The sequence below is a fragment of the Methylobacterium sp. CM6244 genome (assembly GCF_054817885.1).
This window is the reverse complement of sequence record NZ_CM139247.1, coordinates 485,820-509,556: the sequence shown is the minus strand read 5'-3', so window position 1 is coordinate 509,556 and position 23,737 is coordinate 485,820. Positions and strand designations below refer to the sequence as shown.

Sequence of the window (23,737 nt, the reverse complement as noted above, 5' to 3'; positions counted from 1 at the left end):
CGTGACTTACGGTTATTCTGTTCGGACGGATCTTCACCGCAGGAACATTCGCCGTCGAACCGGATTGATGCGTCACTCTCGGAAAACAAGGACGTTCGATGAATAGCCTACGCATCGTCGTGAGCGCGGGAGCGCTCGCATTGTCGGTCATGCCCGCTTTCGCACAGGGGTTGCTGTCCCCCAATGGGGAGCGTGGCGTGGTGATCCAGAACCAGCCGAACACGACCGGCAACAGCCGCGATCGCGTCATCTCCTATGGGGCGACGGGGGCCGATACCGTGACGACCAATTCCGCCGCGGGCGGCAATGCGAGCCGACCGGAGCAGGCCATTCCGAATGGAAGTGCCGGTGGGGGTCAGGGCGGCCGCTGAGAGCCGGCGACGCCCACTCCCTCCACGGTCTTTCAGGCCGTGTATCGGGGATCGGCGCTGAGGCGACCGGTCGCCGGTCGGGCCACCATCACCGAGCTTGGCATCAGCCCTTGGTCCCCTTGAAGGGGCGGAACAGCCAGGCCAGGCGCTTGGCGTCCGCCTCCTCGCCTTCGGCGGGTTCAGGCACGGCCTCCTCGTCTTCGCGGTCGGCCACCGGTTTTGCCGAATCCTCGTCCTCGAGCTTGCCGATCATCTGCTCCAGCAGCGGCGGCAAGTCCCGTTCGTATTTTTCGAGGATGATGGCGGCATCGAGCAGGGCGTGAATATGCGCTTTGGGAATGGGTTGACTGGCGATCTGTGCACTGAGGACGCGGTCGGCCAGAAGACTGGCGAGCCGCGAGACTTCGGACAACCGACCGATGGGATCCGTGGCGTTGGCGGACGGGTCCGGGCTCTCGTTCATGACAAATGTTCTCCCCCCTCAGATGTTTAACCCATTATCCGCCGTCCCCCTACATGCGCCAAGCACTTCTGCCCCGGTCGACTATCCCGTGGTCGAGTGGGAGGCGCTGCCGGTGCCCTAGAGCGCTCACCGCCGCAGTGGATGCCGGTTCGGCGAAAAAGAGCGCGGCAAAACAAAGGCCTAGAGTTGCACCCGACCCAACGTGGTCGGGCGCAGCTCTAGGGGAACCGGCATCCGCGGGATCGATTGGCCTATCGACCGGGCGGCGATGCAAACCCTTTTACGAGGTGCCCCATGGCGCAACAGGTTCCCGTCGACGCGACTGCGCAGATCGAAACGCCTCTGGGTGCGGACGGTACCCACACCATCACGGAGGATCTCGTCTACCAGCGCCATGCCATCGTGAATGTGATCTTCCATGGTCCGCCGGGAGCGGGCGACCGTGGCTGGACGCTGATCGATGCCGGGATCATGGGGTCTAAATCCGCGATCCGGAAAGTGGCGGAGCAACGCTTCGGCCCGAATGCCCGTCCGGCGGCCATCGTGTTGACCCATGGCCATTTCGACCATGTCGGAGTCGTTGAAGACTTGGCTCGCGAATGGGACGTGCCGGTCTGGGCCCATCCGCTCGAACGTCCGTATCTCGACGGGTCCGCCGCCTACCCGCCGCCGGACCCCTCCGTCGGCGGCGGCCTGATGGCCCGGCTCTCGCCCCTCTATCCGCTCGCGCCGGTCGACGTGTCCGCCCATCTCCGGGACCTGCCGGAAGACGGTTCGGTGCCCTCCATGCCGGGCTGGCGCTGGATCCACGTGCCGGGCCATTCGGTGGGTCAGGTCGCCCTCTGGCGGGAGGCGGACCGCACGCTGATCGCGGGCGACGCCTTCGTGACGACCGCTCAGGAATCGGCCTACGCGGTCATCGTCCAGGAGCCCGAGATCCACGGTCCGCCGATGTATCTCACCACCGATTGGGAGGCGGCGGGCCGTTCGGTGGCGATTCTCGCGGCTCTCGAGCCGGAGCGGGCGATCACGGGCCATGGGCGCCCGCTGGAAGGGCCGGCCCTTCGCGAGGCGCTTCATCTGCTGGCGGATCGTTTCGATGCGGTCGCGATGCCGAGGCAGGGCATGTATGTGGATGAGCCGGCCCGAGCCGAGGACGGATCGGCCTACAAGGAGCCGTGACGCGCCTGTGTGGCCGCGTCGGGTGACGGATCGGCGATGCGGGCTCGACCCCATGCTGCTCGGGCGGTCGTGCCCGCGCGATCGGGGAGGACCGGGCCGGCACGACGAATCCCCACGTCTTATTCCATCGAAAAAGCATTCGCCGGGGCCGGATGCCGCTTTTCGCGCGTCCTGTGGCAGAACAATCGCAGTCATGGACCGGCTCGGCATGGTCTAACGGCCGAGCCCATTCGGCTCATGCAGCGTTGAGTTGCCAAGACATCATCATGCGACTTTCAATCTATTGCCTGCTGGCGGCCTGTTTGCTGGCGCAGCCCTCGCTCGTCGACACAGCCTCTGCCGAGGAGGTGGACACCGAACATCTGTTCGGCTTCACCGAAGGGGCCGATGTGGGCAAGAAGGGCGAACAGGAGGTGGTGCTCGATACCGTCACCCGTATCGGCAAGCGTCGGGCCGGACCGGGTCCGTCATCCTATGACGCGGTCGGCACGAAACTCAGCTATCAGATCGATCTCATCGACGGTTTCAGCGTCCAGGTCGGGCTCTTCGGCGACCACCATCGCGTTCGCAACATCCTCGATCTCGACGACAGGAACGCGGGCAATTTCGACGGCGTCTCGGTGGAGTTCAAGTATCAGCTTCGTCAAAAGCACGCCCGAGCAGCCCTTCGGCCTGGCCCTGGAATCGCGGCCGCGTTTTGCCCGCGTTCTGCCCATCGAGGGGCGCGGAGCCGACATCTTCGACTTCGAGAATGTCGTGCACGTCGATTGGCAGATCGTGCCGAACAAGCTCTGGTATGGCACAAACATCAGCTACGATCCGGCCGCCGGACGCCAGCGCGGCTCCGGGGAGGGGTACCGCTCCTCGACATTCCTGTGGTCGAACGCCCTCGTCGGGGAGGTCGCGGACAAGACCTATCTCGGACCGGAACTGCGCTATCTGCGCAGCTATGAGGGAATTTTCCTGAACGGGCTGCAGAGCGAAGCTCTGACCCTCGGCCCCGCCCTGCATCATCGCTTCACCGAAAAGGCCTGGATCACCGTGGCCTATGCCGGTCAGGTCTGGGGCCGGGACACCGACAAAGCCCTCGCCAACCGGGGATTGGGTCTGAACCAGTTCGAACGCCATGCCCTTCGGGTGAAGCTGGGCATGGAGTTCTAGGGGGCGGTCCCGCGCCCTGGTGATGGCCGTACGGTCGCCGGTTCGTCGCACGCGCTCGTCAACGAACCGCCTCTCGGATCGCCGGAATGACCGTGGCCCGGCTGGATCAGCCGGTTCCGCCCGTCAGGACCAGCCGTAGGGAGCGGGCGAGTTCATCGCGGCGGTACGGCTTGTTCAGGACGGTGAGTTCGCCCTTGCCGATGATCTGTCCCTCGTCGAGGTTGGCGACGTAGCCGGAGGTGAGGAGCACCTTCAGGCCCGGTCGCAGGCGCTGCGCCTCGACCGCCAGCTGCGAACCGTTCATGCCGCCCGGCATCACCACGTCCGAGAACAGGATGTCGATGCGCTCGACCCCCCTGAGATGCTCCAGCGCTTCGGCGGCGTTGCGCGCGACGATCACCCGGTAGCGCAGTTCCTCCAGGCTCTCGACCGCCATGCCGAGGACCTGCTCGTCATCCTCGACGAGCAGGACGGTATCGCCGTCCCCCGCCCGCTTGAGCGGGAGCGCGGTGCCGGAGCCCGTCCCCGCTTCCTCGCCGACCGGGTCCGAGGACCGCGGGATGAGAAGTCGGAACGTGGTTCCGGCCCCGACGGTGGATTCGATGGCGACGTAGCCGCCGGCGCTGCGGGTGAAACCATAGACCTGGGAGAGCCCGAGACCGGTGCCCTTGCCCACTTCCTTCGTGGTGAAGAACGGTTCGAACACCCGGGCCAGGGTCTGGGGCGGGATGCCGCTGCCGGTGTCGGCGACCGAGACCTCGACGTAGTCGCCGGGGGGCACGCCTTTGTCGGCGACGGCGGCGGTGTCGAGGCGGACGTTGCGGCTGCGTACGTCGATGCGGGCCGCGCGGTCGCTGCCCTCCATCGCGTCGCGGGCGTTGACGACGAGGTTCAGCACCGCGGCCTCGAACTGGGCGGGGTCGATGCGGATCGGATCGAGCGCCGGGTCGAGATCGAACGTCATCTCGATTGCGCCGCCGGCCGCGCGCTGGGCCAGGGGCCGGAAGTCGAGGAGGAGGCGGTTCGGGTTGAGGGTCTGGGGCCGCAGCATCTGCCGCCGCGAGAAGGCCAGAAGCTGCTGGGTGAGCTGCTCGCCCCGGCGCGCCGCGTTCATCGCGGCCTCGGCCAGGCGCACCACCCGCTCGGTGTTCTCCGGCTTGCGGATCACCATGTCGAGGCCGCCGACGATGACGGTGAGCAGGTTGTTGAAATCGTGCGCCACCCCGCCGGTCAATTGCCCGATGGCCTCCATCTTCTGGGCCTGGCGCAAGGCGTCCTCGGTCGCCCGCTGGTCGGTGCGGTCCATGACGATACCGGCGAGGCGGACGGGATTTCCCTCGCGACCGTATTCGGCGCGGCCCCTCGCGGCGATCCATCGGATCGCGCCGTCCGGGCGCCGGATCCGGCATTCCATGTCGAGGTTTCCGGTCTCGACCGCCTGCGCGAAGGCCGCCGCGACGATGGAATGGTCCTCCGGGACGACGTGATGGAGGAAGTCCGCCCATCCCCAGGAGGGCAGAGGCTCGTCGTAGCCGAAGATGGCGTCGTGGCGTCTCGAACGCCGGGAGGTATCGTGGACGAGGTCCAGGTCCCAGGAGCCCATGCCGGCGGAATCGAGGGCGAACAGGAGCGTCTCGCGCGCCGCATCGACTTCGCGGGTGCGCTCGGCGACCCGGCATTCCAGCGTCTCGTTGGCGTGCCGGAGGCGCTCCTGCGCCTGTTCCCGCTCCAGGATGTGGCCGCGGGCCTGATATTGCCGGCGCCGGCCCCGAAGCGCCGACGCGACGGCGCTCGCCAGAGTCTCGGCATTGATGGGCCGTTCCAGCAGCACGACGTTGCCGAGCCGCTCGATGATCGCGGCCGCACGCGCGGGGCGGCGACCGACCTGTCGGGTCGCCAGCATGATGAACGGGAAGTCCGACCAGGGCGGCTGGGTCTCGACCCAGGCGTCGAGGGCGGCCGTATCGGCCTCGGCCAGGGCCTCCTCGGTGACGAGGGCCGCGGCCGCGCCCGCCCGCAGGCCGGCGATCAATGCCGGCGCATCCGCACAGATGGCGGCCGGCGTGCCCGATTTGGCGAGCAGCTGCTGGACGACCCCGGCGTCGCGCCCGCGCGGCGCCAGGATCAGCACCCGCTCCTCGATCTCCGACGATGGCGTCACGCGGCGGGTCCGGACGTCTCGGCGTTGCCGTCCAGCATCGCGACCTTGCCGCCATAGGCCGGCAGCCCGGTGAGCACGCCCTGGAAGTCGCTCAAGGCCTCGCCGACCTGCAGGCCGGTCGGGGAAATCCGCAATTCCCGGATGGTGCGCTCGTGCGCGTTGACCCGGCTCTTCACCACGGAGATCGCGGTGCGGACCGCGCCTTGGGCCTCGAAATACCGGAACAGCACGATGCCGTCGCTGAGATAGCTCAGGTCGACGTCGGTGCGGACCTCGCCGATGACCCCGTGCTGGCCCAGCACGAGGACGGTCGTGGCGCCCTTCTGGTTGAGGTAGCTCAGGAGCTCGTGCATCTGCAGGACGAGGTATTGCTCGCCCGGCATGGCGTGGACGTAGGCGTTGAGGCTGTCGATGGCCACGAAGGACGATCCCTGCGCCTCGACGGCCTCGCGCACCCGGCAGGTGAACTCGCCCGGCGAGATCTCGGCCGGGTCGATCTGCATCAGTTCGAGCGCGCCGCTCGCGATATGGGGACGCAGATCCATGCCGAGGAGCGCGGACCGGGCGAGCAGGGTCGCCCTGCCCTCGTCGAACAGGAAGTAGGTCGCGCGCGATCCGCCCTCCAGGGCGGTGAGCAGGCAGCGGATGGCGGTGGTGGTCTTGCCGACGCCGGACGGCCCCATCAGCAGCGTGTTGGTGCCCGGCACGAGGCCGCCCCCGAGCAGCAGGTCCAGCTCCACCAAACCGGTCGAGGTGGTGACCGGGTCGAACTCGTCCGCGTGCTCGGCCGCCACGAGGCGCGGGAACACGGTGAGGCCGCCGGTGCGGAGCACGAGGTCGTGGAAGCCGCCACGGACCTTGACGCCGCGCATCTTGACGACGCGGATGCGCCGACGCTCCGCCCCGAACTCGCGCTCGATCTGCTCCACGACGATGACGCCATGGGCGATGCTGTGGAGCTGGACGTCCGCCGTGTTGTCGTCGAGCAGCAGCACCGTGCAGCCGCGCGACGCGAAGAACTGCTTCAGGGCGAGGATCTGACGCCGGTAGCGCAAGGGATTCTGGGCCAGGAGCCGGAGCTCGGACAGGCTGTCGAACACGATCCGGGCCGGCTGCAGCGCGTCGACGCGTTCCATGACCTCGCGCACGGTCTCGCCGAGCTCCACATCCGACGGGTGCAGGATCGACTGCTCGCTATCGGGGTCGAGGCCGAGTTCGCTGACGAGTTCGTAGACGTCGATGCCATCCAGGGACCAGCCGTGGGACGCCGCACCGGCCCGGAGCTCGTCGGCACTTTCCGACAGCGTGACGTAGAGGCCCTTCTCGCCCCGGGCGACGCCTTCGAGGAGGAACTGCAGCGACAGGGTCGTCTTGCCGGTGCCGGGCCTGCCCTCGACGAGGTAGAGCCGGTCACGGGTGAGGCCGCCGGCGAGGACGTCGTCGAGCCCGGATATGCCGGTGGAGAGCGCGTTGCGGGAGCCGGTCGGGGCGGTAGGCTGACTGTCGTCTGGCATGGTCACCATGATGCGGGAGAGGCGCATCGGGCGGCCGCCCATCGAGGGGGCGGCCCATGGCCTTCTGTCGGAATCCATCATGCATCAGCCCGTGTCAGCGCGATAGGTCGGATTGGACACATCGCCCGGAACAATGGCGGAGGCTCTGTCGTCCTTCACACCAGGACATGGCGTCGGCACGTCGAAGATCAGGCATAGGTTGAAGGCGATCAGGAACCTGCCATTGCGCCTCCTGTTTTTGTTGGGCGGGGTCGCGGTGCGGTGCCGGGACCGTATGGACACTTCAGCCGGTGAGCGGAAAACGTTGGATAACTTGCAAGCCGAAGTCGAAACGTTGCCGCTGGAGACACGCCCATTCCAGGTCCTCGTGGTCGCCGGATCGGCAAGGCGGCTCGACGGATGCCCCGGCATGGACGGCAAGGCCCGGTTTCTGATGCACCGGATGCTCGGGCGCCTGCCGGCGCGCTGGCAGGTCGACCATGTCGATATCGGTAACGAGCACGGCAAGCCCAAGATCCAGGGCTGCAATGGCTGCGTCGGCTCCTCGATGGCGCTCTGCGTCTGGCCCTGCAACTGCTACGGGCCGGACAGCGACCACCAGCCCGACCTGATGTGGAACGAGAAGCTCTACCAGCGCCTCGCCCGTGCCGATGCCTGGGCGATCATAGGGCCGGTCTGGTGGTATGGTCCCTCCACCAACCTCAAGGCGATGTTCGACCGCCTCGTCTGCATGAGCGGCGGCAACCCGCGCCCCGACCTCATCGACAAGAAGAGCACCCTGAAGGCGCAGGCGCTGGAAAAATCGCCGCTCTGGCGGGAGCTGACCCGGAACCACCTGGAGGGGCGCACGGCCGGGTTCTTCTGCTACGGCAACGAGGGCGGCAACGAACTCGACGGTGATCGCCGCCCCCGCATCCTCCGGCAGAAGGACTGGTTCGACCCGGCGCGGGAGCCTTACCAGGGCGATGAGCGCAAGGCTTACCAGGGCCTGGTCTGGCAGTGCCGCTACAGCGGCATCGAGGTGCCGGACGAGCTCTGGCGGCATGCCTCGGTCGGTCTGGAGCGGCCCTATGCCGACGATCAGGCCGACGACATGGTTCAGGAACGCGAAGCCATGGCCTGCTTCGATTCCTGGGTCGACGCCTTCGTGCGGCACGTCTCGGCCAAGGGCATCGTGCCGGGGACGACCGAGGCCGAACGGGGCGCGCGATCCACGACGGATTGATGCCGGCGGCCTCGGTCTTTCCGCTAGAGCTGCGCCCGACCACGTTGGGTCGGGTCACATCTCCAGGCCTTTGTTTTACCGCGCTCTTTTTCGCCGAACCGGGATCCACTTCGGCGGAGAGCGCTCCAAGGCCGTGTCTCGGATCCCCGCTCAGGCGTTCACGCCGCCATCCACGGTGACGACCGATCCGGTGATCTGCCGTGCGGCCGGGCTCGCGAGGAAGCCCACGGCGGCGGCGACGTCCTCCGGCGTACCGTAGCGGCCGAGCGGCGTCAGCGCGCGGATACCATCGGATTGGGGACCGTCGGCGGGGTTCATGTCGGTGTCGGTTCCACCCGGCTGGACCAGGTTCACGGTGATGTCCCGAGGCCCGAGTTCGCGGGCCAGCCCCCGGGTGAAGGCGAGAAGCGCCGATTTGGTCATCGAGTACACGGTCACGCCGGGAAAGGGGACGCGCTCGGCGAGGCACGAGCCGATCGAAATGATGCGCCCCCCTTGTCCGAGATGCGGAATCGCGGCCTGGGAGGCCAGCACCACCGACCGCACATTGACGTTCAGGAGCGCGTCGATGTCGATGAGGCCGATCTCCGCGACCGCGCCGTAGCGGGCGATGCCGGCATTGTTGACGAGGATGTCGAGACCGCCCAGTCCCGCCACGGCCTCGTCGACCGAGCGTTTCACGGCCGCCGCATCGGCGCTGTCGGCCTGAATGGCGAGCCCGTGCCGGCCTTTCGCCTCGATGGCGCGCACCAGCTCGGCCGCGCGGTCGGCCGACCGCTCGTAGGTGATCGCCACGTCCGCCCCTCTGTCCGCGAGATCGAGCGCGATGGCGGCGCCGATGCCTCGTGAGCCACCCGTGACGAGTGCGCGCTTTCCAGCCAGTTCCTGCATCACTCAACCTTTATGTATCGATCGACACAAAAATAGCTAGGCGTGTTGGTGATCGGGGTCAAGAGATTTATATATCGATCGATGCAGAAATCAGAGCAGAAACCGGGACGCGTCGCGGCAGGGTCGGTCCGGGGGCGCGGACGCCCTCGTGCCTTCGACCGCGAGGCCGCCCTCACGCAGGCGACCCACCTGTTCTGGCGCAAGGGCTACGAGGCGACGTCCATCGCCGACCTCACCGAGGCGATGGGGATCGGATCGCCCAGCCTCTACGCCGCTTTCGGATCGAAGGAGGCGCTCTTCACCGAGGCCCTGCGCCACTACAACACGACCTACGAGGCGCTGGTCTGGGGCAGGTTCCGATCCGCCGGGACGGCGCGTGAGGCGGTGCTGTCCTTACTCATGGACTCGGCCGCGGCCCTGACCGGATCGCTCGCCGACAATCCCCTCGGCTGCATGGTGACGCTCTCGTCCGTCGGCGGCGAAGGGCGATCGGACCTCGGCGATCTGGTTCGGTCGGCGCGTGCCGTGACGCTGGAGCGTCTGGAGGCGTGCCTGGCCGGGGCCGTGTCGTCGGGCGAGCTTGCGGGCGAGACGGACATTCACGCCCTCGCCCGCTTCATGCAGACCGTCCAGAGCGGCATGTCGATCCTGGCCCGCGACGGCGCGAGCCGGGCCGAACTGGAGGGCGTGGCGCAGATGGCGATGCTGAGATGGGACGCCTGCGGCTGAACTCCGCCGGACCGTGCCAGGGCTGCGCCCGACCGCGTTGGGGCGGGGCACATCTCAAAACCTTTGCTTGGCGATCGTACCATTCGCCCATACGGCCTGACGGTCTGGCTTCCTCTTCATAGAGTTTTGCCCCGATATCCGCCCATTCCGCCAGGTTCCTTCACGACGAGGCCGCAGCTTTCGGGACGCTGGATCGCCTCTTTTAGGCGGAAGGCCCCGTGTGACCTCATTGCGGTGGCATGTCGGCAGCGGCGGCCTTGTCGAGGGCGATGAGACCTTCGTCTGCAACGACCGCACCGTGAAGCCGAAGGGCGAGAAGAGGGGGCGTGGCTACGCTGACAGGCACAGGGCGACGGGCCAGGCTCGCCGTAACGTGTCCTCCCGAGGCGGCACGTCATGAATCGCGGGACACGGATACTGCAAGTATGGGCTGCCGGATCGGGTTCGGAGGCTTTTTGCTGTCCGGCGCGTTGGCGCTACATTCCTCGACGATGCAGGAGCCACTGTCATGACCGCCGACACCCCCCCCCCCAAAGCCGGGACGGCCAGGACGCCCGCTGACGCCAGGACAGGCCATGCAAGTCAGTGACGCTGAGTTCCTTGAGTTCATCCTGCAATCGGCCGCGGACGCCCGACAGTCTGTCGCGAGATCCAAAGCGGTGGTCGAAGAAACGAGGGCGATTCTGGACGAGCCTGAGACCGCACCAAGGCCGCCCGCGAAGAGGGGCGGGGTCGTCGACGCGTGAGGAACGGAGGCGCCGCTTCATCGAAGCCGCCCGTGACGCCGGGGCGAGCGAGGATGAAGCGGACTTTCCTCGTGCATGGAAGCAGATATGTTATCTGTTCAGATCAGATGAAATTCATGATTGATAGCTTGGCCGTCTTCTCATGGTTTCAACGATAGGCGACTCGATCATCGTAAAATCTAGCCAGATCAGCAAAAGCCCATTTTCATCTGCGACCTCGAGGCGCCACTCATCGCTCGAGCAAATGTGCTTGAAGTTTTCGAGAATGATCCTGCCGGCTAGGCACACTGCCGCAAACTTGGCTTCCTCGAAGCTATTGAGCTCTGTCCCATCCTGATCGAGGGTGCTCTTTCCATCGTACACGTTGAAATGATAGCGCGGCATGTCCCGCCTCATCTTGGTGGAGGCGGGAGCGACGACGCTCTCACTCACGGGCATGCCTAGGATAGGGCGCGCGATTGCCCTGACATTAGGCAACTATATTTGTTGCTGCTATTTCTTGCGTTATTTTTTGACGGCGCTCGACCACATGTCGCACCCGTCTGTGCGAGCCGATGAGGATGACCGGGAGACCGATCCGGCGCGGGGCGGGAGGGAGGCCTCCATGGCTCAGCCCGCCCGCTTGATCGCGAAGGAGTTCAGATACTCTTCGGGTTTCGCCGGATCGAAGACCTTGCCCATCACCGAGAAAGTCTTGGTGGTCGCCGTCGGCGGGGTGAGGCCGGCCTCCGTCATCAATCTTGCGGCATCGGTGGCGAGATAGACCTTCTCGGCCACCGCCTTGTCATCGACATCGCCCTTGATCTGACCCCAGCGCTTCATCTGCGTTCATCGGTCACGCGGTGCACCTCGGATTCGTGATCGACCGCCCGACGGTTTGCAAGCTTCGTACACATTGCCCGACGCGCCGGCGCGTCGAGCAAAGGGCACGGCCTCTAGAAATCGACGGAGGCGGAGACGATGACGGTTCGGGGGGCGCCGACGGCGAGGAAGCCGCGTGCGGCGGAGGCCCAGTACGAATCGTCGAACAGGTTCTCGACGGTGGCCCGCAGCACCACGGGTTTGCCCGAGACACCCTCGAAGGCGTAGCGCAGGCCGGCATCGAAGCGGGTCCAGTCGGGGACCGACTGGGTGTTGGCCTGATTGTAGAACTGGCGGCTGGTATGGATGGCCCGCCCGGTGAGGGTCAGGCCCGGGGCCAGCCACGGCGGCAGGTCGTATTCGCCGTAGAGGTTGATCGCCATGTCGGGGACGCCGGGAGCGGCGTTTCCGTCGAACTGCCCTCCGAGCGTCCTGACCAGTTCCGCGTCGATGAAGGCGATGCCGCCGAGCAGGCGGATCCCCGCGACGGGCTCGCCGAACACGGTGAACTCGGCGCCCCGGTTGCGCTGCAGCCCGCTCACGGAGAAGCGCCTCGTGCCGGGATCCGTGAAGGCGCTCGGCTGCTCGATCTCGAACAGAGAGGCGGTGACCGAGACGGTGCCGAAATCGTATTTGGCGCCGACCTCCTTCTGCCGGCTCACGGTGGGGGCGAAGATCTCGTTGGCATTGACCGCGGTGACCGGCGCGCTCGGGCCTGCGTCAAGGGACTCGATGTAATTGCCGTAGAACGACAAGTTCTCGAAGGGGCGGATGACCAGGGCGATGGCGGGGCTGAACCGGCCCTGGTCGTAGCTCGATGCCAGCGACCCCTGATTGGCCACCGGGCGGGTGACGTAGCTGTTGACCGCGATGTCCTGGAAGCGCCCGCCGAGCGTCAGCATGAAGCGGTCTTCACCCAGCGACAGGGTGTCGGCCACGGCCACGCTGCGTGCGCTCAGCTCCGTGAAGAGGGGTTGCCGGCTGGAGCGGGGATAGACCCCCGTGGCGACCGATCCGAACGGCAGGTAGGTCGGAGCGTAGATGTTGGTCTGGAAGCTCGGGAGGCTCGGGGGGAAGTAGCCGCGCGAGAAGTTCTTGTTCACGGCCTCGGTCGCCGAGACCGAGACCTGGTGCCCGATGAAGCCGGTGTGGAAATGCGAGCGCAGCCCGATCTCGCCGGTCAGGCCCTGCAATTCGAGGGGAGCGATGGCGAGCGTGTTGGTGGCCTGCCCCGAGGCTCCGGTGATCAGGTAATAGGAACTCAGCGAATCCTCGCGGTAGCGGCTGATGCCACCCGCGGCGTAGATCGTCGTCTCCGGCAGGATGTCGAATTCGACCCGGCCGGCGGCCATGCCGTAGGTGGTGTCGATATATTCGTTCGTGTTCGCCGTGTTGCGCCGGTTGTTCGGGGCGCGGGGCACCGCGATGTTCGGTGCGGCCGCGTTGAACAGCGATGTCGGCGCCGTGATGTTCTGGTTGGAATGGTTGAGGTCGAGGGAGGCGCGGAACCGGTCGCCGCGATAATCGAGGCCCAAAGCCGCGATGCCCACCTCGATGGCGTTCTTGTCGAGGGGCGTGCCCCCGTTGCGGTAGGCGCCGTTGAAGCGGATGCCCCATTCCTTGGCGGCGCCGTAGCGGCGTCCGAAATCCAGATGGGTTCCGACCTGGGAATCGCTGAAATAGCTCGTCGTGATCCGCGTGAGTGGCTCGTCGAAGGCGCGCTTCGGGATGAGGTTGATGGTGCCGCCGACACGGCCGACGCCGCCGTTGAGGAAGGCGGTGGGGCCCTTCAGCACCTCGACGCGCTCGAGGCCTTCGGTGAAGGTTCGGCGCGCATTGGCGATGTAGAACAACCCGTCGAAGGCGGTGTCGAGGTTGGTGACCGAGAAGCCGCGGATGAAGAAGGAATCGCGCTCGCTATAGGGCGGCGCGTCGTTGCGCACCGAGGGATCGTTCTGCACGACGTCGCCGACCGTGCGCGCCTGCTGGTCCGTGATCAGCTTTTCCGTGTAGCTCGTCACGTTGAAGGGCGTGTTCAGCACGGAGCGGTTGCCGAGGAGGCCGAGCCGGCTTCCCGTCGCCACCTGGCCGCCGGCATAGGGAACGGGAGGCTGGCCCACCGTTCCGCTCGACGGGGGCAGCCCCGCGAGCGACGCGCGGTTCAGGCGCTGGGCCTCGACGCTCAGCTCGGCGAGGGTCACCGCCCCGGCCGGCTCCGGGCCGAGCTGGACGTAGCTCGGATTGACGAGGGTGATGGTGGAAGGGCCGACCGCCCGGTGGGTCAGGCCGGTGCCTTCGAGGATCCTGGCCAGGCCGTCGAGGGGCAGGAACGCGCCGTCGACGCCGTTGGTGTTCAGTCTCGCCGTCAGCTCGGTGGCGTAGACCAGCTTGACCTTCGCCTGTTCGGTGAAGGTGACCAGGGCCGTTTCCAGAGGCCCTTTCGGAATCGACAGGGACACGCTGTCCCCCTGTCGCGGGGCCGAGGCTTCGGGAGCGAGGGCGATGATGCTCGCCTTTCGGTCCTTGGCCGATGGCGGGCGCTTCGCCTCCTGGCTCTGCGCGGCGGCGGGGACCATCACCAGCATCGACACGCCGGCGAGGAACACCCTCGCGCGCCGCTCCCCTGCAAACCCAAGCTCTCGCGCCGCCATTGCACGCCCCATCCGTCGGTTGAACAGGACGGTGCGCTTCGCGCTCTCTCGTCCCTTACCGATTGAGATCAACGGGCCCCCAATCTCCTGACGTCCGAGAACGGAATTATTTCGGCCTCCTATAGCGGCGACCCGACCAGGACGAGGAGGGGCGTGAGACGGGTGACGCGCACGTTCATCGTCGCCGCGATCACGTCCAGCGCCTCGTCCGTATTGTGGGGGTCGAAGGCCCCGGTGACGCGCCGCTCGCCGGCTTTGGCGTCGATGAGGACGACGCGGCCGTGGCGGTAGCGGTCGAGCTCCCCCAGGACGGCGGAGAGCCGTTCGCCCGAGAAGACGAGGCGACCCTCCCGCCACGCCACGCTCCGGCTCGGATCCGCCGTGACGACGCCGAAGGGCGCCCCGTCCTCGCGACTCACCGCTTCGCCCGCCGATACCAGCATGTGCCGGCTCTCGTCCGCCACATCGACGCGTCCCTCGGTGACCCCGACGGGGCTGTCCGCACCGTCCGCGCGGACGAAGAAGCGCGTGCCGATCGCCCGCACGCTCAAGCCGTTGCCGCGCACCACGAAGGGGCGCCGGGAATCCGGGACGACGTCGAAGAACGCCTCGCCGCGCAGGAGCTCGATTCCGCGTTCGGTGTCCGTGAACCGCAGCGCCACCGCCGTGTCGGTATTGAGGTCGATGCGGCTCCCATCGGCCAGGACGGAATGGCCGATCTCGCCGACGCCGCTCCAGAGATCGGACCGAAACCGGTCGATCAGGCCGAGTTGATGGATCAACGCCGCGCACAGGATGGCCGCCACGGCGAGGGCGGCGAGTCCTGTCGGCGAGGTGCGGCGTCTGCGTGGGTCGGGCACATGGCCGAGCCTGCGCCAGAGCGCATCCATCTCGGCATGAGCCTCGGCATGGGTGGGGTCGGCATCGCGCCATTCCGTGAAGGCGTCGCGGTCCTCGTCCGTCGCATCGGGGGAGGAGAGCCGCGCGACCCAGCCGGCCGCGGCCTCGAAGACGGGATCCTCGTCGTCGCGCGCGTCCGCGTCTGTGGTTTTGTCCTTGGTCACGGTTCTGCTCTCCGGACCCGATCCCGGCTCGGATCGCCGAGCCGTGTGTCCCTACCGTCTCTGATCAACGAGGCGGCCGATCCCTGACGTCGCGTGTCACGAACGTTCGCGGCTCCGGCTGCGGCAATGCAGGAGGGCCTTGATGAGGTGCTTCTCCACCATGTTGCGGCTGATGCCCAGGCGCGTGGCCACCTCGCCGTTGGAATGGCCGTCGATGCGGACGAGGAGGAACACCTCCCGGCACCGGGGCGGCAACGCGTCGATATCGGCGGCGAGCCGACGGAGCTCCTGGCGCGCCATCACCTGCCGTTCCGGCAACGCATAGGCATCGACGATGTCCGACATCTCCGCGTCGCTCACGGAATGGAACAGCGTCCCTTCCAGCCGCTGCCGGTTCCGCATCCGCAGGGCGACGTTGTTGGCGACCTGGAACAGGAAGGCGGAGGGGTTCTCGACGCTGGTGCGCGAGAGCGCCGCGAGCATGCGCAGGTAGGTCTCCTGGTGGGCGTCGGCCGCGTCGGCGGAATTGCCGAGCAGGCGCAGGAGGAAACGCTGAAGCTTCGCGCCTTGGCTACGATGCAGCGCATCCATCGATACCGGCTGCATAAAACCAGCTCCCACCACCTTGGGATCACCGCGGGACCGCACGATCTCCTGGCGCCGAAACAAGCGGGTGGATTCAAAATTATGCAAGCACGTCAATAGTTTATATGATTTCTAAAATGTCCTGCCCCCGACGGATCAAGCCCTTGTGTTTCTGTCGGAAACATCTTGCCGGCCGGCCTTACCCGCCGGGACGCCCTGCTTCTCACTGGGCGCGAAAGCCCCCGTCCTGTTGCGCCGCGGACACAGATATCGGCCATCCCGCCGCCGGACGGGCCCCCGAAGCGTGTCGGGATGGCCGGCCCGGCGCGGAACGCCCTGAGGCGTCGGCGTCACGCCACGCGGTCGAGGCTCGTCTCCGTGGCGTCGCGGAACTGAACGTTCAAGCCCGCGCCCGAGCGATGCCGGACTTCACAATCGAACCGGCGTCCGTTCTCGTCGATGGTGACGGCGAACCGGTCGGGAACGTCGGCGCGTCGCGACACATGCAACCGCGCGCCTCCCTCCGACAGGTCGCGGACCGAACACGCGATGCGTTCGCCGCCGGGGAGGTGGATATGGGCCGGCAGCAGGACGCGCCTCCGGCGCTCTCCGCGGCGTTCCTCCATGCCGACGGTCCAATTGTCGAGGCCCGTGCTGATGCTCGACACGCCATCGGCCGCTTGCCGCATGCTGACCAGGATGTCCCCCGTCGTCCGTGCCTGCTCATTCACCGACTCGGTGACTCCGGCCACATGCGTGCTGATCGTCCCGATCGCCTGCGTGATGGAGGCCAGGGTCGCCGCCACTTCGGTGGAGACCGCCTGCATGCCGGCGATCTCGCTGCTGATCCGGTTCGTGGCGGAGGCCGCCTGACTGGCGAGGCTCTTGACCTCGGTCGCGACCACCGCGAAGCCGCGCCCCGCGCTGCCGGCCCGCGCCGCCTCGATCGTCGCATTGAGTGCCAGCAGATTGATCTGCTGGGCGATGCCGGCGATGACCGAGGCGACGCCGCCCATGGCCTCGGTGGCGGTTCGCAGCCGCTCGGTGGCGGCATCCGCTTCGCCGGCACGCCCGTGGATGTCGTCCACCACCGTCTTGGACTGGGCCATGCTGCGGGAAATGGCCTCCGCGGACGCGTTCATGGCGTCGGCGGCGTCGGTGACGGACTGGACGTGGTCGAGGGTCCGCTCCGCCGCCTCGACCGCGACGGATCGCGCCTCCATGTTGGCGGTGACGTCCGAGGCGTATTTGACGATCTTGGTCAGCCGGCCGCTGGGATCGAAGATCGGGTTGTAGCTCGCCTGGATCCAGACCGAGCGGCCTCCCTTGCCGAAGCGCTGGAACATGCCGGAGGAAAATTGTCCTGCCCGCAGGCGGTCCCAGAAGGCGGCGTAATCCGGCGTCCGCGCATAGCTGGGCTCGACGAACATGGCATGCGGGCGCCCCCTTATGTCGTCCAATTGGTAACCGACCGCGTTCAGGAAGTTCTCGTTGGCGTCGAGGACCGTGCCGTCCGACGCGAACTCGATCACCGCCTGGGACCGATTGACGGCCTCCAGCTGCCCCATGGCATCGGCGGTCTGCAGCTTCTGCCGGGTGATGTCGCTGGCGAATTTCACCACCTTGATCGGGACCCCGTTCCGGTCGCGGATCGGGTTGTAGGTCGCCTGAATCCATACTTCGCGGTCGCCCTTGGCGATCCGTTTGAACTCGCCGGAACGAAACTCGCCACGGGCGAGCGACGTCCAGAATTCGCGGTAGGCGGCGCCCACCCGCTCCGACGGGTCGACGAAGAGGCTGTGATGCCGCCCGCCGATCTCCTCGAGCGTGTAGCCCATCGCCGACAGGAAGTTCGCGTTGGCGGTCAGGATGGTACCGTCGAGGGCAAACTCGATCACGGCCTGCGAGCGATGGAGGGCGTCGAGTTGCCCGTCATGTTCGATGTTGCGCAACACTTGAGCGGTGACATCGGTCGCAAACTTGACAATTCGGCTGACCTTCCCGGCGCGGTCCAACACGGGATAGTAAGTCGCCTGGATCCATACCTCGCGCTCATGCTTGGCTATGCGCTTGAACTCGCGCGTCTGTGCTTCGCCGCGGCGCAAGGCCTCCCAGAACAACCGGTAATCGTCGCTTTTCTGATCTTCGGAAGAAACCAAGAGTGAATGATGCCGACCCTTCAACTCGGAGAGGGAATATCCCATCGCATCGAGGAAGAGCGGATTGGCATTCAATACTATGCCGTCTGGGTTGAATTCGACCCGAGCGCTGGACTCGTCTATCGCGGTCATGAGCGCGCGGCGGTCTGCATCGAAAAATAACACAGGTCTCATTCCCTGTAGCATCGGTGGCGTTCCGCTACCCTTGGCACGACTTGGTTAAATGAAAACAAGTCATCCTTCAGCTTTCGAGCCCGGCGCTCGCTGAAGATGGACGGGCCGCGTGAGGCATTTCGTACCAGGGAGTCTGCGTTCGACGTTCGATGGAGACGGGACGTGAAAGCTTTTCTCCGCAGCCTCGTGGTCGATCCTCGTCGTCGCGACATCCGGCTCCCCTCCGAAACCGTCCGGCTCGCTCCTCCCGGTCCGGTCCGCTGGGGCCAGGGTGACGATGTCGCGCCGTCGGCTGACATCGTCGAGCCTCATCGGCCTCGCGACCCGCTCGTCCTCTTCGGTCGCCGGTCGCGCGGCGGCCAAGCAGTTGTTTTGCCTCTGGTATATCACCGACAGAAGAGTAGCCGGGTCTAATCCGCGATGCTGAGTGCGGCTCAGCACGTCAGGAATGAGATTGCTGCCCCATATTCAAATAACACAAGACGAACGAGCCGAGTTGTTCGGAATCGGCGTTAATTAGGAGCTCGTAATACAGATGAAGACCCGTATCGCCGCTATCGCCACTGCGTTTGTTCTTGGCGCTGCTTCGATCTCGTCCGCGATGGCTTTCGAGCGCCCGACCCGTTACAGCTCGTTCAATGCCTACGACGTCGAGGCCACGGGGTCTCTCGGTCTCCGCGACGGCAATGCCGGGCGCAACCCGGCCACCTGTCCTATGAGCTCCGCCGCCGAAGGCAATGCGAACCAGCAGAACTTTCCGGTCCAGCAATATGGTCAGACCTCGGGCGGGAATCGCTGCTGAATGAAGATCTTCTCATACGCCATGGCGGCCGCCGCCACCCTCATGCTGGCAGCGACGCTGGTGAGTTCGGCAAGCGTTCTGATGAGTGTCTGAAGTCCGGCTCAAACACGGATCGTCGCGCAGAAAGGCCGCCCCTCGGGCGGCTTTTTTTGCTTTCTCGGATGAGAATGTGAACTAAGTGAAAGATGGGGACTTAAGCAGTTTCGCGGGCAGATGGACTGCCCGTCAGCGAACCGGCGCCGTAGCCGACAGTTTTACCCCATGAACGACAACCCGCTCAATATCTGGCAGCTTCGCAGCCATGCCAGCGAGGCTATGCCGTTCAGGGACGGCGTCGACCGGGCCATGGCGAAGGCCTTTCCGCCGGTCGAGGGGGAAATCCCCGACCGTATCGCGAAGGCCCTGCAGGCCTTGGAAGCCGCGATGGGCGGGACGCTGGCGAGCCGGCCGTCGTCACGCTGCGGATCGAGCGGCACTCCTCGGGATGCGGCGCATTGGCATCTGATGTCGCCGATGGCGGCGATGACCAGTTCGGCCTTCCTGCCGAACGGCATCCGGCACGGCCTGCGCCATCCCTCCGAGATCGGTATCCGTCCGTAGAACGTGGAGGGTTGTCGGGCGCACGGTTCGACTGTGCGCCCCGGTGACCGCAGGTTGAGCGAATGTGACGAAGCCCCGGCGACCCGAGAGGTCCGGGGCTTCGCGCGTTGAACACACCGATGAAGGATGCGGAGTCAGCTCGGCTGCTCTTCTGTCTTTTCGATCTCCGGATCGTCTTCCTCCGGGATCGAGGGCGGCTGCCGCTCAGGCTTTTCGGGGGCAGCCGGCGGAGTGTCGATGGGCTGCAGATCGGCGCCAGGCTGCGGTGTGTCGGCTGTCTTCACGGATGTGCTCCCTCGTCGTTGCAGGGAGCAAAGCCCCTTGGATCGGAAGCGTTCCAGTGCGCGCCTTGCGTCATCCCCCGCGCGAGCCTTACTGATATTTGAAGCCGGGCTAAGCCGTTGCGCGATCACGGAATGCGCGCTGACGTCGCGAGTCCGATCGACACCGCCGGCCTCCCTCTCGCCTGAGCCATTCCGACCTCTTCGCCGATCCGATGCGGGTAAGCTCTCCGCCTCTGGCTGTCGGTGCAAGTCGTCGGCGCATGTGCCGCCTTCCGGCTCGCTTTTGGAGCGAGGTGGCGAGACCGGCGATGTCGCAACGACGAGCGACCCCGGCCCGGCCCGGCCAAGCTCGATCCGCTCAAGGATGTCTCAGGAAATGAGATCGCATTCGCTGCGGCTTATGGGCACCGAGCAAGCGTATCCGCATTTTGAGCGAGGCTTTAAGCAACCGGCTTCAGCGTCAACAGTTAGAGAGACAAGGATTTCGTCCAATCGAGACATAACACAGTTTAATATTCGGAGACAGTCTACATGGCACTCGACCCGCGCTCCATCTATGTTACTGCCCTGAAGAACACGCATGCCCTGGAGTTGCAGGCGCTTCAGATTATGGAAAGGCAGGTCGAACGCCTGCAGCGCTATCCTGAAATGGAAGCGGCGTTGCGTCGCCATATCCAAGAGACGCATGGCCAGCGTGACCGGCTCGAAGAGGCGCTGTCATCCCTCGGCGATGGCCCCTCGGCGATCAAGGAAGGGTTCCTCGGCTTCGTCGGCAACATGATGGCGCTGGGGCACGTGCCGGCTCAGGACGAAATCCTGAAGAACACCTTCGCCAATCATGCCTTCGAGAATTTCGAGATCGCGGCCTATACCTCGCTGGTGACCATCGGGGATGCCGCCGGGCAGAGTGCGCACCGCACCGCATTCGAGCAATCCCTGAGGGAGGAGCAGGCCATGGCGAAGACCGTCGCCGAGCTCATCCAGCCGACGACGTTGCGCTATCTGGAACTCAGCGCATCCGACGAAAAAGCCGACCGCTGAATACTGGGCGCTGAGTATTCGCCAGGCGCCATGGGGTCGACGATCGCCCTGGCGAACGGTGGAAGCTCGGCGCCAATCCGTGTGAGCCGAATACCGTCCGGCTTGGCTGAGAGTCGTCGGCGCGGGGAGCCTCCGCGGACGGTCCAGGGATCAGGATTCAGGGGAGGATCCGAGACATGTTGGCGATGAACTATCGCGGGCCCTACAGGGTTCGGGTCGACAGGAAGCCGGTTCCGGTCTGCGAACATGTCCAGGATGCCGTCGTGCGGGTGACCCGCACCTGCATCTGCGGCTCGGACCTTCATCTCTACCATGGCCTCGTTCCCGATACCCGGGTGGGCATGACCTTCGGCCATGAATTCATCGGTGTCGTCGAGGAGGTCGGCTCGCAGGTCGGCAACCTCTCGGTCGGCGACCACGTGATCGTCCCGTTCAACATCGCCTGCGGCCAATGTCATTTCTGCCGGCAGGGTCTCTTCGGCAATTGCCATGAAGCCAACCCGCAGGCGAGCGCGCTCGGAGGCATCTATGGCTATTCGCACACGGCCGGCGGCTACGATGGGGGGCAGGCGGAGTATGTCCGTGTCCCCTATGCCGATATTGGCCCCTGCAAGATCCCATCGACGATGGATCTCGACGACGCGGTGCTTCTCACCGATGTCGTGCCGACAGGGTACCAGGCGGCCAAGATGGCCGGCATTCAGCCGGGCGACACGGTGGTGGTTTTCGGTGCCGGTCCCGTCGGGATCATGGCGGCCCGGTGTGCGTGGCTGTTCGGTGCCGGACGTGTGATCGTCATCGACCACATCGACTATCGGCTCGATTTCGCGAGGACTTATTGTCCCGCCGAAGTCTACAACTTCCGCTCGATGGACGATCCCGTCGTCTTCCTGAAGAAGACCACCGATTCCCTCGGTGCCGATGTCTGCATCGATGCCGTCGGCGGCGACGCGGCGGGCAGCGCCCTGCATACCCTCCTCGGTACGAAGTTGAAGCTCGAGGCGGGTGCCGCGACCGCACTCCATTGGGCGATCAATTCGGTGAAGAAGGGCGGCGTCGTGTCGATCGTGGGCGTCTACGGTCCCACGGGCAACCTCATCCCCATCGGCAATGTCGTGAACAAGGGCATTACGATCCGGGCCAACCAGGCCTCGGTGAAGCGCCTCCTGCCGAGATTGATCGAGCATATCGAGGCCGGACGCCTGAACCCGAAAGCATTGATCACGCACAAGGTGCCTCTGGAGGAGATCGCAGACGCGTATCACATCTTCTCGGCCAAGCTCGACGGATGCATCAAGCCCGTACTCGTCCCCCCTTCGGCGCGCGGGTGAGGAAGACCGACATGCGAAACCTTCCGATCGACCCATCCAAGATCCCCGGCTGGGGTGCCGATGCCAATCCGGAGAACGACCCGACCTACCCGATGCGCGACCGATCGCGCGACGACAAGGGCGGGATGAACTGGCCGCGGCCGCCGCAACAGCGACAGACGGTCGAGATCCTGCAATCCATCGAGCGGAACAACCTCACGGCGGTGTTCGGCACCTCGACACCGCCGAGCGGCGTCAGTGGCGCCATGCGGCGTCAGGCCTTCAAATACAGTGAGTCCGAATGGGCCCATTGGTTGATGCTGATGGCGGCCGACCGGGTGAATGTCGTCGAAGGTCTGGTGCAGGATTTCGGTCGCGGTACCGTTCCGAACATTCCCGCCGAGATGGGTTTCCGTTCGGAACTCCGACACAACCGTGCCGGGCTGGTCAGGAAAGCCGCGGTTTCAGGGGCCGTTCTGGCCCTCGGTGTCCTGGCCTTCCGCCTGATGTCGTCAAAGGACGGCAGCCGCCATACGCGGCGGCGTGGTGGGTGAGCATCGATAAAACGGCCTGACTTTTAAAACCGTCTTCGCTGTCGAAACAATAGCCTTCGCCATGAATTGTCCCATCGAGTGAGGTGATCGACAGCAGAACCCAGGGCGCCATGGCTATTGTTTTTGTTAATGCTGTGTATTCTCGCCATCGTTTCTGAATAAGAATGGATAATGGCTTTTGATGGCTTTGCCGTTTTGGCGGATAAAGCTTGCGGTCACCTCATGCGCCGCCAACGCAGATATGATTGTTCTTGCAAGGATCGCTTGAGATGACCGATTTCCCGAAGCCGCCATTCGAGAATCAGCGGCCCCTGACGCCACCGGGCCGCGATGCCGATATGGACCCGCGCCCGGATTACGGCGAGGCGCATTACAAAGGGTCGGGGCGCCTTTCCGGTCGCAAGGCGATCATCACCGGCGCCGATAGCGGCATCGGGCGGGCCGTGGCCCTGGCCTACGCCCGCGAAGGGGCGGATGTCCTGGTGAGCTATTATGACGAGCATGAGGATGCCGACGAGACCTGCCGGCTGATCGAGTCCGCCGGTCGCAAGGCGGTGCGGATGGCGGGTGATGTGAAGGATCCCCGGCATTGCCGCGCCATCGTCGAGACAGCCGTCTCCGAGTTCGGCCAGGTCGATATCCTGGTCAACAACGCGGCCCACCAGAAGACATTCGCCAGCCCCGAGGACATCTCCGACGAAGAATGGGAGATTACCTTCGCGACCAATATCCACGCGATGTTCTACCTGGTGAAAGCCGCGCTCCCGCATATGAAGCCCGGAAGTTCCATCATCAACACGACCTCGGTCAATGCCGATACGCCGAGCCCGCAGCTCCTGGCCTATGCGACCACCAAAGGGGCGATCCAGAACTTCACCGGCGGTCTGGCCCAGATGCTGGCCGAACGGGACATCCGGGTGAATTGCGTGGCTCCGGGTCCGATCTGGACGCCGCTCATCCCTGCCACCATGCCGTTGGAGAAGGTGAAGAGCTTCGGATCGCAGGTGCCGATGAAGCGACCGGGGCAGCCCTGCGAACTCGCCCCCGTCTATGTGATGTTGGCAGGCTCGGAAGCGAGCTACGTCTCCGGCGCCACCGTCGCGGTGACCGGAGGCAAGCCGATCATCTGAGGGGCACCCCGTCTCGGATGGACCGGACTTCGGAGGCAGCCCCAAACGCTGCCCCGAGGGCTTTACCGTTCGCGAGGCC

General features: G+C 65.7%; 23 protein-coding genes and 1 pseudogene. 12 read left to right on the top strand and 12 right to left on the bottom strand.

What is annotated here, in order from left to right; all coding sequences use genetic code 11:
• Positions 1 to 98: 98 nt before the first annotated feature.
• Positions 99 to 371 carry a hypothetical protein gene (locus ACYQML_RS02385; protein WP_156652691.1) on the top strand — a complete coding sequence of 91 codons (273 nt, stop codon included), beginning with the start codon at positions 99 to 101 and terminating at the stop codon, positions 369 to 371.
• 103 nt (positions 372 to 474) lie between these two features.
• Here the strand turns inward: ACYQML_RS02385 and ACYQML_RS02380 are convergent, their stop codons facing one another.
• Positions 475 to 834 carry a hypothetical protein gene (locus ACYQML_RS02380; protein WP_056422068.1) on the bottom strand — a complete coding sequence of 120 codons (360 nt, stop codon included), beginning with the start codon at positions 832 to 834 and terminating at the stop codon, positions 475 to 477.
• A gap of 294 nt (positions 835 to 1,128) precedes the next feature.
• On the opposite strand from ACYQML_RS02380, the gene ACYQML_RS02375 reads away from it, so the two are divergent.
• Positions 1,129 to 2,016, top strand: a complete 888-nt coding sequence (locus tag ACYQML_RS02375; protein WP_056422066.1) for an MBL fold metallo-hydrolase — start codon at positions 1,129 to 1,131, stop codon at positions 2,014 to 2,016.
• Positions 2,017 to 2,483: 467 nt separating this feature from the next.
• Here ACYQML_RS02375 and ACYQML_RS02370 read toward each other — a convergent pair whose 3' ends face one another.
• On the bottom strand, positions 2,484 to 2,753 hold the full coding sequence (locus ACYQML_RS02370; RefSeq protein ID WP_461234579.1) for a hypothetical protein: 270 nt from the start codon (positions 2,751 to 2,753) through the stop codon (positions 2,484 to 2,486).
• A 19-nt stretch (positions 2,754 to 2,772) separates the two neighbouring features.
• Here ACYQML_RS02370 and ACYQML_RS02365 point away from each other — a divergent pair, with 19 nt between their 5' ends.
• Positions 2,773 to 3,177, top strand: a complete 405-nt coding sequence (locus ACYQML_RS02365) for a hypothetical protein (protein WP_461234578.1) — start codon at positions 2,773 to 2,775, stop codon at positions 3,175 to 3,177.
• A 106-nt stretch (positions 3,178 to 3,283) separates the two neighbouring features.
• Here ACYQML_RS02365 and ACYQML_RS02360 read toward each other — a convergent pair whose 3' ends face one another.
• Positions 3,284 to 5,338 (bottom strand): PAS domain-containing hybrid sensor histidine kinase/response regulator, encoded by a 2,055-nt coding sequence (locus tag ACYQML_RS02360; RefSeq protein WP_419953014.1) that lies wholly within the window; start codon positions 5,336 to 5,338, stop codon positions 3,284 to 3,286.
• The gene (locus ACYQML_RS02355; protein ID WP_461235642.1) at positions 5,335 to 6,852 is read right to left on the bottom strand and encodes an ATPase domain-containing protein; all 1,518 of its coding nucleotides are present in this window, start codon (positions 6,850 to 6,852) and stop codon (positions 5,335 to 5,337) included. Before ACYQML_RS02355 ends, ACYQML_RS02360 begins: the two co-directional genes overlap by 4 nt.
• A 334-nt stretch (positions 6,853 to 7,186) precedes the next feature.
• On the opposite strand from ACYQML_RS02355, the gene ACYQML_RS02350 reads away from it, so the two are divergent.
• Positions 7,187 to 8,077, top strand: a complete 891-nt coding sequence (locus ACYQML_RS02350) for an NAD(P)H-dependent oxidoreductase (RefSeq protein ID WP_461234577.1) — start codon at positions 7,187 to 7,189, stop codon at positions 8,075 to 8,077.
• Between the two features lie 150 nt (positions 8,078 to 8,227).
• On the opposite strand, the gene ACYQML_RS02345 is transcribed toward ACYQML_RS02350, so the two are convergent.
• Positions 8,228 to 8,968 (bottom strand): 3-oxoacyl-ACP reductase family protein, encoded by a 741-nt coding sequence (locus tag ACYQML_RS02345; RefSeq protein ID WP_461234576.1) that lies wholly within the window; start codon positions 8,966 to 8,968, stop codon positions 8,228 to 8,230.
• Positions 8,969 to 9,049: 81 nt separating this feature from the next.
• On the opposite strand from ACYQML_RS02345, the gene ACYQML_RS02340 reads away from it, so the two are divergent.
• The gene (locus tag ACYQML_RS02340) at positions 9,050 to 9,697 is read left to right on the top strand and encodes a TetR/AcrR family transcriptional regulator (protein ID WP_461234575.1); all 648 of its coding nucleotides are present in this window, start codon (positions 9,050 to 9,052) and stop codon (positions 9,695 to 9,697) included.
• A gap of 220 nt (positions 9,698 to 9,917) precedes the next feature.
• Entirely contained in the window at positions 9,918 to 10,097 is a 180-nt protein-coding gene (locus ACYQML_RS02335; RefSeq protein ID WP_461234574.1) for a hypothetical protein, read from the top strand.
• A gap of 460 nt (positions 10,098 to 10,557) precedes the next feature.
• Here the strand turns inward: ACYQML_RS02335 and ACYQML_RS02330 are convergent, their stop codons facing one another.
• The 6 genes and pseudogenes from ACYQML_RS02330 to ACYQML_RS02305 all read right to left on the bottom strand — a co-directional run bounded on the left by ACYQML_RS02330 (position 10,558) and on the right by ACYQML_RS02305 (position 17,895).
• Positions 10,558 to 10,875, bottom strand: a complete 318-nt coding sequence (locus ACYQML_RS02330; protein ID WP_461234573.1) for a DUF6894 family protein — start codon at positions 10,873 to 10,875, stop codon at positions 10,558 to 10,560.
• A gap of 177 nt (positions 10,876 to 11,052) precedes the next feature.
• Positions 11,053 to 11,271: pseudogene (locus ACYQML_RS02325) on the bottom strand (nitrate ABC transporter substrate-binding protein); the annotation flags it as partial.
• Positions 11,272 to 11,378: 107 nt separating this feature from the next.
• Positions 11,379 to 13,955: a TonB-dependent siderophore receptor gene (locus ACYQML_RS02320; RefSeq protein ID WP_461234572.1), complete on the bottom strand. Its 2,577-nt coding sequence runs from the start codon at positions 13,953 to 13,955 to the stop codon at positions 11,379 to 11,381.
• Positions 13,956 to 14,074: 119 nt separating this feature from the next.
• Entirely contained in the window at positions 14,075 to 15,019 is a 945-nt protein-coding gene (locus tag ACYQML_RS02315) for a FecR family protein (RefSeq protein WP_461234571.1), read from the bottom strand.
• 96 nt (positions 15,020 to 15,115) lie between these two features.
• Positions 15,116 to 15,625: an RNA polymerase sigma factor gene (locus tag ACYQML_RS02310; RefSeq protein ID WP_311275750.1), complete on the bottom strand. Its 510-nt coding sequence runs from the start codon at positions 15,623 to 15,625 to the stop codon at positions 15,116 to 15,118.
• Positions 15,626 to 15,954: 329 nt separating this feature from the next.
• Positions 15,955 to 17,895 carry a methyl-accepting chemotaxis protein gene (locus tag ACYQML_RS02305; protein WP_461234570.1) on the bottom strand — a complete coding sequence of 647 codons (1,941 nt, stop codon included), beginning with the start codon at positions 17,893 to 17,895 and terminating at the stop codon, positions 15,955 to 15,957.
• Between the two features lie 577 nt (positions 17,896 to 18,472).
• On the opposite strand from ACYQML_RS02305, the gene ACYQML_RS02300 reads away from it, so the two are divergent.
• Both ACYQML_RS02300 and ACYQML_RS02295 read left to right on the top strand, forming a co-directional pair.
• On the top strand, positions 18,473 to 18,739 hold the full coding sequence (locus ACYQML_RS02300; protein WP_056423210.1) for a hypothetical protein: 267 nt from the start codon (positions 18,473 to 18,475) through the stop codon (positions 18,737 to 18,739).
• Between the two features lie 261 nt (positions 18,740 to 19,000).
• The gene (locus ACYQML_RS02295) at positions 19,001 to 19,339 is read left to right on the top strand and encodes a hypothetical protein (protein WP_056422045.1); all 339 of its coding nucleotides are present in this window, start codon (positions 19,001 to 19,003) and stop codon (positions 19,337 to 19,339) included.
• A gap of 134 nt (positions 19,340 to 19,473) precedes the next feature.
• On the opposite strand, the gene ACYQML_RS02290 is transcribed toward ACYQML_RS02295, so the two are convergent.
• A complete protein-coding gene (locus ACYQML_RS02290) occupies positions 19,474 to 19,623 on the bottom strand; it encodes a hypothetical protein (protein WP_156467615.1) in 150 nt (49 codons plus the stop codon).
• A 531-nt stretch (positions 19,624 to 20,154) separates the two neighbouring features.
• Between ACYQML_RS02290 and ACYQML_RS02285 the strand changes: the two genes are divergently transcribed.
• From ACYQML_RS02285 to ACYQML_RS02270, 4 genes are all read left to right on the top strand, one after another.
• Positions 20,155 to 20,664, top strand: a complete 510-nt coding sequence (locus ACYQML_RS02285) for a ferritin-like domain-containing protein (RefSeq protein ID WP_311275753.1) — start codon at positions 20,155 to 20,157, stop codon at positions 20,662 to 20,664.
• Between the two features lie 176 nt (positions 20,665 to 20,840).
• Positions 20,841 to 21,995: a zinc-dependent alcohol dehydrogenase gene (locus ACYQML_RS02280; RefSeq protein ID WP_461234569.1), complete on the top strand. Its 1,155-nt coding sequence runs from the start codon at positions 20,841 to 20,843 to the stop codon at positions 21,993 to 21,995.
• 11 nt (positions 21,996 to 22,006) lie between these two features.
• Entirely contained in the window at positions 22,007 to 22,528 is a 522-nt protein-coding gene (locus ACYQML_RS02275) for a hypothetical protein (RefSeq protein WP_461234568.1), read from the top strand.
• A 269-nt stretch (positions 22,529 to 22,797) separates the two neighbouring features.
• Positions 22,798 to 23,658, top strand: coding sequence for an SDR family oxidoreductase (locus ACYQML_RS02270; RefSeq protein WP_461234567.1), 861 nt, complete (start codon positions 22,798 to 22,800; stop codon positions 23,656 to 23,658).
• Positions 23,659 to 23,737: the final 79 nt, after the last annotated feature.